Origin of the sequence: Frigidibacter sp. MR17.24 (genome assembly GCF_037095655.1) — a bacterium.
Lineage (GTDB): Bacteria > Pseudomonadota > Alphaproteobacteria > Rhodobacterales > Rhodobacteraceae > Frigidibacter.
In genome coordinates, this window is sequence record NZ_JBAWKE010000002.1 from 680,265 (window position 1) to 691,511 (window position 11,247).

The 11,247-nt window shown below is 70.9% G+C and carries 11 protein-coding genes; 6 read left to right on the plus strand and 5 right to left on the minus strand.

Annotation, left to right across the window (positions count from 1 at the left end):
• Positions 1-6: 6 nt before the first annotated feature.
• Both V8J39_RS10580 and V8J39_RS10585 read right to left on the minus strand, forming a co-directional pair.
• Positions 7-1,407, minus strand: a complete 1,401-nt coding sequence (locus V8J39_RS10580) for a replication-associated recombination protein A (RefSeq protein WP_336460846.1) — start codon at positions 1,405-1,407, stop codon at positions 7-9.
• Between the two features lie 136 nt (positions 1,408-1,543).
• Positions 1,544-1,972 carry a VOC family protein gene (locus V8J39_RS10585; protein WP_336460847.1) on the minus strand — a complete coding sequence of 143 codons (429 nt, stop codon included), beginning with the start codon at positions 1,970-1,972 and terminating at the stop codon, positions 1,544-1,546.
• 257 nt (positions 1,973-2,229) lie between these two features.
• On the opposite strand from V8J39_RS10585, the gene thyX reads away from it, so the two are divergent.
• The 5 genes from thyX to V8J39_RS10610 all read left to right on the plus strand — a co-directional run bounded on the left by thyX (position 2,230) and on the right by V8J39_RS10610 (position 7,835).
• Complete coding sequence (thyX, locus tag V8J39_RS10590; protein ID WP_336460848.1) at positions 2,230-3,144, plus strand: FAD-dependent thymidylate synthase; 915 nt, start codon at positions 2,230-2,232, stop codon at positions 3,142-3,144.
• A gap of 331 nt (positions 3,145-3,475) precedes the next feature.
• On the plus strand, positions 3,476-4,099 hold the full coding sequence (gene paoA, locus V8J39_RS10595; protein ID WP_336460849.1) for an aldehyde dehydrogenase iron-sulfur subunit PaoA: 624 nt from the start codon (positions 3,476-3,478) through the stop codon (positions 4,097-4,099).
• Complete coding sequence (locus V8J39_RS10600; protein ID WP_336460850.1) at positions 4,096-5,046, plus strand: FAD binding domain-containing protein; 951 nt, start codon at positions 4,096-4,098, stop codon at positions 5,044-5,046. Before paoA ends, V8J39_RS10600 begins: the two co-directional genes overlap by 4 nt.
• A 4-nt stretch (positions 5,047-5,050) precedes the next feature.
• Positions 5,051-7,249 carry an aldehyde oxidoreductase molybdenum-binding subunit PaoC gene (paoC, locus tag V8J39_RS10605; RefSeq protein ID WP_336460851.1) on the plus strand — a complete coding sequence of 733 codons (2,199 nt, stop codon included), beginning with the start codon at positions 5,051-5,053 and terminating at the stop codon, positions 7,247-7,249.
• Positions 7,250-7,430: 181 nt separating this feature from the next.
• The gene (locus tag V8J39_RS10610; protein WP_336460852.1) at positions 7,431-7,835 is read left to right on the plus strand and encodes a hypothetical protein; all 405 of its coding nucleotides are present in this window, start codon (positions 7,431-7,433) and stop codon (positions 7,833-7,835) included.
• Positions 7,836-7,837: 2 nt separating this feature from the next.
• On the opposite strand, the gene V8J39_RS10615 is transcribed toward V8J39_RS10610, so the two are convergent.
• A complete protein-coding gene (locus V8J39_RS10615) occupies positions 7,838-8,740 on the minus strand; it encodes a phosphotransferase family protein (RefSeq protein ID WP_336460853.1) in 903 nt (300 codons plus the stop codon).
• A 117-nt stretch (positions 8,741-8,857) separates the two neighbouring features.
• Between V8J39_RS10615 and V8J39_RS10620 the strand changes: the two genes are divergently transcribed.
• The gene (locus V8J39_RS10620) at positions 8,858-9,484 is read left to right on the plus strand and encodes a class I SAM-dependent DNA methyltransferase (protein WP_336460854.1); all 627 of its coding nucleotides are present in this window, start codon (positions 8,858-8,860) and stop codon (positions 9,482-9,484) included.
• Between the two features lie 125 nt (positions 9,485-9,609).
• Here the strand turns inward: V8J39_RS10620 and rplQ are convergent, their stop codons facing one another.
• Both rplQ and V8J39_RS10630 read right to left on the minus strand, forming a co-directional pair.
• A complete protein-coding gene (rplQ, locus tag V8J39_RS10625) occupies positions 9,610-10,029 on the minus strand; it encodes a 50S ribosomal protein L17 (RefSeq protein ID WP_336460855.1) in 420 nt (139 codons plus the stop codon).
• Positions 10,030-10,150: 121 nt separating this feature from the next.
• On the minus strand, positions 10,151-11,167 hold the full coding sequence (locus tag V8J39_RS10630; RefSeq protein ID WP_336461202.1) for a DNA-directed RNA polymerase subunit alpha: 1,017 nt from the start codon (positions 11,165-11,167) through the stop codon (positions 10,151-10,153).
• Positions 11,168-11,247: the final 80 nt, after the last annotated feature.

Genomic DNA, 11,247 nt, shown 5'->3' on the forward strand with positions numbered 1-11,247 from the left:
GGAAAGTCAATCGTCGCCGCCGTTCCCGGTCGCGTCCCCGGTCCCGTCCTTGGTCCCCTTCTTGGTCTCACTGCGGCCGCCCGGACCGGAGCGCCGGCTCTCGCGCAGCCGGGCGAAGAATTCGACCCGCTTCTTCAGCTCGCGTTCGAACCCACGCTCGACCGGGTGGTAGAAGATCGGCCGGCGCATGCCTTCGGGGAAATAGTCCTGCCCCGAGAAGCCGCCCTCGACATCATGGTCATAGGCATAGCCCGCACCATAGCCCTGATCCTTCATCAGCTGCGTCGGCGCGTTCAGGATGTGCCTGGGCGGCATCAGCGAGCCCGTGCGCCGCGCCTCGGCCCGCGCGTTGCCATAGGCGACATAGCCCGCGTTCGACTTCGGCGCGAGCGCGAGGTGGATCAGTGCCTGCGCCAGCGCGAGCTCCCCCTCGGGCGAGCCCAGCCGCTCGTAGGTCTCCCAGGCGTGCAGGCACAGGGTCTGTGCCTGCGGATCGGCAAGCCCCACGTCCTCGACCGACATCCGCAGGATCCGGCGGGCCAAGAACCGGGGATCCTCGCCCCCCTCCAGCATGCGCGCGAACCAGTAGAGCGCGGCATCCGGGTCCGATCCGCGCACCGCCTTGTGCAGCGCCGAGATCAGGTTGTAGTGGCCGTCGCCCGACTTGTCGTAGCCGGCCGCGCGCCGCATCAGCCGCCGCCCCAGCGCCTCGGGTCCGAGCGGTTCGGCCAGGTGCCAGCCCACCACCTGCTCGACGAGGTTCAGAAGCGCGCGCCCGTCGCCATCGGCCATCTCCAGCAGCCGCTCGCGCGCCACCGGCGTCAGCGGCAGCGGATGCCCGGTGGCCTGCTCGGCCCGCTGCGCGAGCCGCTCCAGATCCGCGGGTCCCAGCCGCTCGAGCACCATCACCTGCGCCCGGCTCAGAAGCGCCGCGTTCAGCTCGAAGCTCGGGTTCTCGGTGGTGGCGCCCACCAGCAGGATCGTGCCGTCTTCCATGTGCGGCAGGAAGCCGTCCTGCTGGGCCTTGTTGAAACGGTGGATCTCGTCGACGAACAGCAGCGTCCCCCGCCCCTGCCCGCGCCGCATCCGCGCCGCGTCGAACACCTTGCGCAGCTCCGGCACGCCGGTGAAGATCGCCGAGATCTGCACGAAGACCAGTTCGGTCTCCTGCGCCAGCAGCCGGGCGATCGTGGTCTTGCCCACGCCCGGCGGCCCCCAGAGGATCAGCGAGCCGAGGCTGCCTGCCGCCAGCATCGCCCCGAGCGGCCCCTCGGGGCCCAGAAGCCGTTCCTGCCCGATCACCTCGGACAGGGCCCGCGGCCGGATCCTGTCGGCAAGCGGCCGCGGCCCCGCATCGCGCGGGGCCGGCGTCGACGGGTCGGGCGCGCGGTCAAAGAGATCAGCCATGCCCCGAAAATAGGCACGCGCCCCACCACCGTCGAGCCCGCCCCCTTTCGCATTGGCACAAATATCCCGGGGGGCCGCGCGACAGCGCGGCGGGGGCGGCGCCCCCTCCCCGGCCGGGCTCACCTGTACGCCGGGCTTACCAGTGCCCGGTGTTCTCCATGCTCGCCCACGGCTCGGCCGGCGCGAGGCTCTCGCCCTCCTGCAGCAGCTCGATCGAGACGTTGTCGGGCGACCGCACGAAGGCCATGTGCCCGTCGCGCGGCGGGCGGTTGATGGTCACGCCGGCGTCCATCAGCTTCTGGCACATCTCGTAGATGTTGCCGACGCGGTAGGCGAGGTGGCCGAAGTGGCGGCTGTCCGAGGGCAGGCCCTCGTCGCCGTCCCAATTGTAGGTCAGCTCGACCGGGCATTCCGGCTGGCCGGGGGGCGCCATGAACACAAGGCTGAAGCGGCCCTTGTCGTTGTCGATGCGTCGCGTCTCCTCGAGACCCAGCAGACGGTAGAAGGCCATCGACGCCTCGAGATCGAGAACCCGGACCATGGTGTGAAGATAGCGGACCTGCATGGTGTTCCTTTCCTGTGCGCCCCGGGGCTGCCCGGGGCCTCGCGCGCAACACTAGTGTGCCGGGCGCGAAGGGCCAGCCCGTTCGACCGCCGCGACCGCCGCGACCGCCCGAGGGGGCGCTGCCCCCGCTGCCCGTGCCGGGCAGCCCCCCGGGATATTTTGGCAAAGTCGACGGCAGCGCGCGGAGCACCCTTTGCGTCTGTCCGCGATGGTGTTACCAGATGTTGCGCCCTGCAGTGAATTCACGGAGAGACCCGATGCCCCTGACGCCCGACCAGCAAGCCGAGATCGACGCCGCGCGGGCCGAGCCGAAAGCCACGCTGAGGGCCGTGTCCGAGGGGATGGAGGCGCATCTCTACAGCGCGCACCAAGTGCTCGACCACGGCCTCGTGCGGGTCATCGACTACATGGGCGACGATGCCGCGATCACCCAGGCGGCACGGGTCAGCTATGGCCGCGGCACCAAGTCGGTGTCGAACGACGAGGGGCTGATCCGCTACCTGATGCGGCACTGGCACTCGACCCCGTTCGAGATGTGCGAGGTCAAGTTCCACGTCAAGCTGCCGGTCTTCGTCGCGCGCCAGTGGATCCGGCACCGGACCGCCAACGTCAACGAATACTCGGCCCGCTACTCGATCCTCGACCGCGAGTTCTACATCCCCGCGCCCGAGCAGCTGGCGGCGCAGTCGACGGTCAACAACCAGGGCCGCGGCCAGATCCTGCAGGGCGAGGAGGCCGCGCGCGTGCTCGAGCTGCTGCGCGAGGATGCGATGCGCAGCTACGACCATTACGAGGCGATGCTGAGCCAGGACGGCCAGCAGGGCCTCGCGCGCGAGCTGGCGCGGATGAACCTGCCCGCGAACGTCTACACGCAGTGGTACTGGAAGGTGGACCTGCACAACCTGTTCCACTTCCTGCGCCTGCGCGCCGACGCCCATGCCCAGTACGAGATCCGCGCCTATGCCGAGACGATGTGCCGGATCGTGCAGGACTGGGTGCCGCTGGCCTATGCCGCCTTCGAGGACTACCGGCTGGGCGGCGTGTCGATGTCGGGCCGCGCGGTCGAGGTGATCAAGCGCCGCCTTGCCGGCGAGGTGGTGACGCAGGAAAGCTCGGGCATGTCCAAGGGCGAGTGGCGCGAGTTCGAGGCGATCTGGGCCGAGAAGGCCTGATCCGGCGCCGCCGACCGGCCAGTCCTGACCCTCTAGTCCTGACCCGCCATCCTGATTGGCCACTTCTGGCCTGCCCCGCCGCGGCCCTTGTCCGGGTCCGGCGCGGCCCCTGCCCGGAACCTGCCCGGCATCGGCAGCGGTCGCGCTGAGCCGGCTGCGGCGCGGGGCGATGCGGCGCGACGAGGGCGCGCGATGACCGGGCGGACGGGGCGCGCGCACGCCGCCGTGTTCCGCCCAAGATGGACTTCCTGCCGGATCGCCCCAGTTCAGGGCGATCCCCACCAGCTGCGCCGCGTCCCCGCGGCGCCACGCCAGACGAGCAGGATCAGACATGTCCACATCGATGCATCCCGACATCCGTCGCCACACCCGCACCGCCGCGGCGCCGCAGGGCGCGCCGGATCCCAGACGCGCCGGCGGCACCGCCGTGCAGGCCGCGCCGCCGAAGACCGCCGTCACCTTCACCGTAAACGGCACGCCGCGCACGCTGACGGTCGACAACCGCACCACGCTTCTCGACGCGCTGCGCGAGCACCTGCACCTTACCGGCACCAAGAAGGGCTGCGACCATGGCCAGTGCGGCGCCTGCACCTGCAGCGTGAACGGCGCCCGCATCAACGCCTGCCTCTCGCTTGCGGTGATGCACGACGGCGACGCGATCGAGACGATCGAGGGCATCGGAACGCCCGATGCCCTCGACCCGATGCAGGCCGCCTTCGTCAAGCACGACGGGTTCCAGTGCGGCTATTGCACCCCCGGCCAGATCCAGTCCGCCCGCGCCGTGATCGACGAGATCCGCGCCGGCATTCCCAGCCACGCGACCGGCGACCTGACCGCCGCCATCGAGATCACCGATGCCGAGATCCGCGAGCGGATGTCGGGCAACATCTGCCGCTGCGGGGCCTATGCCAACATCCTCGCCGCCATCACCGAAGTCGCGGAGGACCGGGCATGAGGGCATTTTCCTACGAGAAGGCCACCTCGGCCGAGGCCGCGGCCCGGGCCGCCGCCGCCCATGACGGCGCGCGGTTCATCGCCGGCGGCACCAACCTTCTGGATCTCATGAAGCTCGAGATCGAGACGCCGGTGCACCTGATCGACGTCAACGGCACCGGGCTCGACCAGATCACCGAAACCGCCGACGGCGGGCTGCGCATCGGCGCGCTCGTGCGCAACACCGCGCTGGCGGCGGACCCGCGGGTGCGCGCGGGCTGGCCGGTGCTGACGCGGGCGCTGGTCGCGGGCGCCTCGGGCCAGCTGCGCAACAAGGCCACCACCGCGGGCAACCTGCTGCAGCGCACGCGGTGCCCGTATTTCTACGACACCGCCCAGCCCTGCAACAAGCGCAGCCCCGGCGCGGGCTGCGCCGCGCAGTCGGCGGGCGCGTTCTCGCGCCAGCTTGGCATCATCGGCATCTCTGACGCCTGCATCGCGACCCACCCGTCCGACATGGCGGTGGCGATGCGGGTGCTGGACGCGGTGGTCGAGACGGTGACGCCCGAGGGCGAGACCCGCGCGATCCCGATCGCCGACTTCCACCGCCTGCCCGGCGACACGCCCGAGCAGGACAGCGTCCTGCGCCCCGGCGAGATGATCACCGCCGTCACCCTGCCCGCACCGGTCGGCGGCGCGCAGGCCTATCACAAGGTGCGCGACCGGGCCTCCTATGCCTTCGCGCTGGTCTCGGTCGCGCTGATCCGCCAGCCCGACGGGACGGGGCGGGTCGCGCTGGGCGGCGTCGCGCCGAAACCCTGGCGACGGGCCGAGGCCGATGCCGAGCTGCCGAACGGCGCCGCCGCGGTCATGGCGCGGCTGCTCGACGGCGCGCGTCCGACGGACGAGAACGCATTCAAGATCACTTTGGCCGAGCGCGCGCTGGCCGCGCTGCTGGCGGAGGGCTAACCAGATGGACTTCACCCAACCCGCAGGTCAGAACCTGTTCGACACGGCCCGCGTCATCGGCCGTCCGCAGACCCGCATCGACGGCCCGCTGAAGGTCGCGGGGCTTGCGAAATACGCATATGAACGCCACGAGGTCGCCCCCGGCCAGCTGGTCGGCTACCCGGTCGCCGCGACCATCGCCCAAGGCCGCGTGACCGCGATCGACACCGATGCCGCGATGGCCGCGCCCGGCGTCGCGGGCATCGTCACCACGCTCGAGATCGGGGACATGCCGAAGCCCTTCAGCATGAACGTCGCCCCGCTGTTCGGCGGCGACCGGGTCTGGCACTACCATCAGGCCGTCGCCGTCGTCGTCGCCGAAAGCTTCGAGATGGCGCGCGCCGCCGCGGCGCTGGTCAAGGTCAGCTACGACGTGACCGAGGGCAGCTATGACCTCGAGGCCGAGTGGGCGAAGCGGCGCGACGACGCCTCTGACGCCGATGCCGATGTCGGCGATTTCGCCGGCGCCTTCGCGCAGGCCGAGGTGACGCTGGACGAGGAGTACCGCACCCCCGGCCACAGCCAGGCGATGATGGAGCCCCATGCCTCGATCGCCGAGTGGCAGGATGGCAAGCTGACGGTCTGGACCTCGAACCAGATGATCGCCTGGAACCGGAAATCGCTGGCGACCACCTTCGAGATGGACCTCGACGACGTGCGCGTCGACAGCCCCTATGTCGGCGGCGGCTTCGGCGCGAAGCTGTTCCTGCGCGCCGACGCGGTGATGGCGGCGCTGGCCGCGCGCAAGCTGGGCCGCGCGGTCAAGGTCGCGCTGCCGCGGCCGATGATCATGAACAACACCACCCACCGGTCCCAGACGATCCAGCGGGTCCGGCTGGGCGCCGGCCGCGACGGCCGGCTGACGGCGGTGTCCCACATCGCGATCTCTCACAGCCTGCCCGGCGGCTCGGGCGAGAACGCGGTCGACCAGACCCGGCACTTCTACGGCGGCGCGAACCGCCTGATCGCCAAGCACGTCGCCGAGATGCACCTGCCCGAGGCGAACGCGATGCGCGCGCCCGGCGAGGCGTCGGGCCTGATGGCGCTGGAAGTGGCGATGGACGAGATGGCCGAGAGGCTGGGCATGGACCCGGTGGAATTCCGCATCCTCAACGACATCCAGACCCATCCCGAATCGGGCCTGCCGTTCTCGGACCGCAACCTCGTCGAGTGCCTGCGCGAAGGCGCCGCGCGCTTCGGCTGGGCGGATCGCAACACCGCGCCCGGGGCGCAGCGCGACGGGCAGTGGCTGATCGGCCACGGCATCGCCGGCGCCTATCGCGGCGCGCCCGCCGACACCTCGGCGGCGCGGATCCGGCTGCAGCCCGGCGGCACGCTCGTGGTCGAGACCGACATGACCGACATCGGCACCGGCAGCTACACCATCCTCGCCCAGACCGCGGCCGAGATGCTGGGGCTCGAGGTCGCGGCGGTCGAGGTGCGGCTGGGCGACAGCGCCTTCCCGGTCTCGGCCGGCTCTGGCGGGCAGTTCGGCGCCGCCAGCGCCACCGCCGGCGTCTACGCCGCCTGCGAGGCCCTGCGCACCGAGATCGGCCGCCGTCTCGGCGCCAACGACGCCGACACGCTGACCTTCGCCGATGGCCGCGTCACCGTCGGCACCGAGACCGTCGCGCTGGCCGATCTTGCGGCCGAGGGCGAGATCGTGGCCGAGGACGGCATCGACTTCGGCGACTTCCGCGACGACGACCACGTCGTCTCGACCTTCGGCGCGCATTTCGTCGAACTGGGCGTGCACGCCCTGACCGGCGAGGTGCGGCTGCGCCGGATGCTCGCCGTCTGCGATGCGGGGCGGATCCTGAACCCGATCACCGCCCGCAGCCAGGTCATCGGCGGCATGGTGATGGGCGTCGGCGCGGCACTGATGGAAGAGATCGCGGTCGATCGCGGCCGCGGCTTCTTCCCGGCGCACGACCTCGCGGGCTACGAGGTGCCGGTCCACATGGACATCCCGGCGCAGGAGGTGGTGTTCCTCGACACGCTCGACCCGGTGTCCTCGCCGCTCAAGGCCAAGGGCGTGGGCGAGCTGGGCCTGTGCGGGGTCGCCGCCGCCGTCGCGAATGCCGTGCACAACGCGACCGGCGTGCGGGTCCGCCAGTTCCCGATCACCCTCGACAGGTATCTCGACCGCCTGCCCGGCGCCTGACACCAGCCAGCCGGCCACCCTGTCACCGCGCCACGGGGCGCGCCCGCGCGGCGCGCCCCGCCTGCGTCACCCGATGCGCCCCTGCCGCGGGTGTCGTCGGATCACACGACCGGCGGGCATGGTCATCACGCCACCGCGCCCCCATCTCAAGTCGACGCACGCTTTCCCAGCCCGGTGTCCCATGACCCTGCAGTTCTGCACCCCCCTCCCCCCGTCCATCCCGGCCGAGGCCGCCACCCTCCCGCCCGTCGCGCCGCTCATCGCGCTTCTCGCGCGGGATGAGAGCGGCGCCACCTTCTGGACGGAACTCGCCGAGACCGGCGATGGCAGCCTTGCCGCCCGCCCGACCTGCCCCTTCGACGCCGCGACGCTGCCGCCGGGCGTCGGCGCGGCGCTGAGCTTCCTCGTGTTGTCGGCAAGCGACCTGTCCGAGGCGGCACTGTCGAACCGCCTGCAGCGCGCCTTCGGCGCGCGCGGCCTCGGCCGGCCCGGCGGCCCGGCCACAGGGGCCAGACCCTGCGTCGGGCGGATGCAGGAGGATGGCACCTTCGTCTTCACCGCCTGCCCGGCCCCGCCCCCGGGCTGAGGTCACCGCAGCAGGCTGTCCCGTGCCGCCGCGAATTCGGGCTGCGCCATCAGCGCCCGGCAGCGGGCGAAACGGCCGTCGGCATAGGCGCGGAAATCCTCGGCCGGGTTGCCGTCGGACAGCTGGATCAGCCCCCACAGCGTCCACAGCAGGTCGCACATCGCCTTCAGCAGCACCATCCGCGCCAGATCGGCGGCCGGCGGATCGCCGGGGAAATAGGCCGCCAGCATCTCGGCCTCGTGCTCGGCATCGAATCTCGCCTCGACCGACAGGTCCGCGAGATCCCACATCGGATCGTTCATCCCGGAATACTCCCAATCCACGATCCACATCCGCGCACCGGTATCTAGGAAGTTCTCGCACAGCGGATCGCAATGGCAGGGCGCGAGCGGCAGGTCCGGCGCGCCGAGAAGCGGGCGCAGGCCAAGCGCCTCGGCCAGCACCGCGTCCCAGCCCGGCGGCAGCGCCACCGACCGCGGCGCCAGCACGGCGAGATAGTCGTCGATCATCGCGAAAAGGTCGAACCGCGCCGTGAACCGCGCGCCGGAACGGTGCAGCCGGCCGAAGGCGGCGCCCGCCCGCGCGGCCGCCCCCGGTCGCGCGGCAAACAGCGCGGGCGTCATCGTCACGCCATCGACCGCCTCGGTGATCATGATCCCGCTTGCGGCATCGGCGTGCAGCACCGCCGGCGAGACCCCGGCCACCGCGGCCGCCCGCGCCGCGACCGTCTCGGCTTCGCGGTCGATATAGGCCTCGGTCCCCTGCCCCGGCAGCCGCAGCACCACGCCGCCGGCCCGGTACACCCGGTTCGTCAGCCCGCCCAGCCGCTCGGGCGTCCCGCGCCCGCCGAAGCCCGCGGCCTGCAGCGCCACCTCCGCCTCGCCCCGTTCCGCCGCCTTGCTCATGCCGCCTCCGATGCCGTTGCGGACAAAGCGTTTCAGATTCGGGGACGACGCGCTATCCTTTCCCCCGCATTGACCACCCCGCATCGACCACCCCGCAAACCCTCAAGGAGGCGACCGATGGCCGGACACGAAGGACATCTGGGGCAGGTCTACGCCGCCGCCGCCCCCGAGGACATCGCCCGCGCCTACGACGCCTGGGCCGAGACCTATGACAGCGAAATGGCGCGCAACGGCTACTGCCACCCCGCGGTCTGCCTCGCGCTCCTGTCGCGCCACCTCGCGCCGGGTCCGGCGCCGATCCTCGACGCGGGCTGCGGCACCGGGCTGATGGGCGACTGGCTAGCGATCCTTGGCTATCCTCGGGTCGAGGGGCTGGACCTGTCCGAGGGGATGCTGGCGCGCGCCCGTGCCAAGGGGCGGTATTCCGCGCTGCACCGCCTCGCGCTCGGCCAGCCGCTGCCCTTCGCCGACGGCGCCTATGCCGGCGTGGTCTCGACCGGGGTCTTCACCACCGGCCATGTCGGCGCCGAGGCCCTGCCCGAGCTGATCCGCGTCACCCGCCCCGGCGGCGTCCTGTCGATCACCGTCAAGGACACGGTCTGGGAGCAGGGCTTCGCCGCCGCCATCGCGCACGAGGTCGATGCCGGCCGGCTGGCCTGGCTCGAGGAGACGCCGCCCTATGTCTCGATGCCGGGCGACGCGGCGACGATCCCCGGCCGCTGCATCGCGCTCAGCCGCGCCTGATTTCGACTTGGCACAAATATCCCGGGGGAGTCGCGGCACGCGACGGGGGCAGCGCCCCCCTCGCGACGTGAAAAGGCCCCGCGCAGCGCACGGGGCCTTTCGAATTCCGGCGATCCGGGTGGGGATCAGGCCTCGGCGGCCTCTTCCTCTTCCAGGCGGGCGCGGTCGGCGGCGCCCTTGGCCGAGGTGTCGCGGTCCACGAGCTCGATGATCGCCATCGGCGCCATGTCGCCGTAGCGGAAGCCGGCCTTCAGGACGCGGGCATAGCCGCCCTGGCGGTCCTGGTAGCGGGCGCCCAGCACTTCGAACAGCTTGGCGACGTGCTTGTCCTGCTTCAGCTGCGCCGCGGCCTGGCGGCGGGCGTGCAGGTCACCGCGCTTGGCCAGCGTGATCAGCTTCTCGATGATCGGACGCAGTTCCTTGGCCTTCGGCAGGGTGGTCTTGATCTGCTCGTGCTCGATCAGCGAGCCGGCCATGTTGGCGAACAGCGCCTTGCGGTGTTCGTGGGTGCGGTTCAGGCGGCGGTAGCCACGGGCGTGACGCATGATGTTTCTCCGTTACGTCTTTGTGCTTTGTGTTGCGTCCCGTGCGTTGCGGGAAGCGTCGTTGGGGCGGAACTGCCCAGGGTGGTCTGGCGCCGGGCCCGGAGGCCCGGCACCGAAAGGATCAGAACTGGTCCTCGAAGCGCTTGGCCAGGTCCTCGATGTTCTCCGGCGGCCAGTCCTCGACTTCCATGCCGAGGTGCAGGCCCATGCCCGAGAGCACTTCCTTGATCTCGTTCAGCGACTTGCGGCCGAAGTTCGGGGTGCGCAGCATCTCGGCTTCGGTCTTCTGGATCAGGTCGCCGATATAGACGATGTTGTCGTTCTTCAGGCAGTTCGCCGAACGGACCGACAGTTCCAGCTCGTCGACCTTCTTGAGCAGGAGCGGGTTGAACTCCAGCCCGTCTTCGACCTCGCCGGCGCGGGCCGACTCGGGTTCCTCGAAGTTGACGAAGATCGCCAGCTGGTCCTGCAGGATGCGCGCGGCATAGGCCACGGCGTCCTCGGGGGTCAGCGAGCCGTCGGTCTCGACCTTCATGGTCAGCTTGTCATAGTCCAGCACCTGGCCCTCGCGGGTGGGCTGCACTTCGTAGGACACGCGCTTGACCGGCGAATAGATCGCGTCGATCGGGATCAGGCCGATCGGGGCATCCTCGGGGCGGTTCTTGTCGGCCGAGACATAGCCCTTGCCGGTGTTCACGGTCAGCTCCATGAACAGGTCGGCGCCGTCGTCGAGGTGGCAGATCACGTGGTCCTTGTTCAGGACCTCGATGCCGTTGGTCTCCGAGATGTCGCCGGCGGTGACGACGGCCGGGCCCTTGGCCGAGATCGAGACGCGCTTGGGCCCCTCGACGTCCATCTTCAGCGAGACGCCCTTGAGGTTCAGCACGACGTCGGTGACGTCTTCACGCACGCCCGCGATCGAGGAGAACTCGTGCAGGACGTTGTCGATCTGGACGGAGGTGATGGCGGCGCCCTGCAGCGACGACAGCAGCACGCGACGCAGCGCGTTGCCCAGCGTCAGGCCGAAGCCGCGCTCGAGCGGCTCGGCGACCACGGTCGCCTGGCGCGCGGGGTCGTTTCCGCCCCGGACTTCAAGCTGCGCAGGCTTGATCAGTTCGGCCCAGTTCTTGTGGATCATGCAGTCGGCCTCCATGCCAGTTTCCGGTCCATGTCCCGAGACCGGAAACACCCGAGGTAAAAAGAACGCGGCCCGGGCCG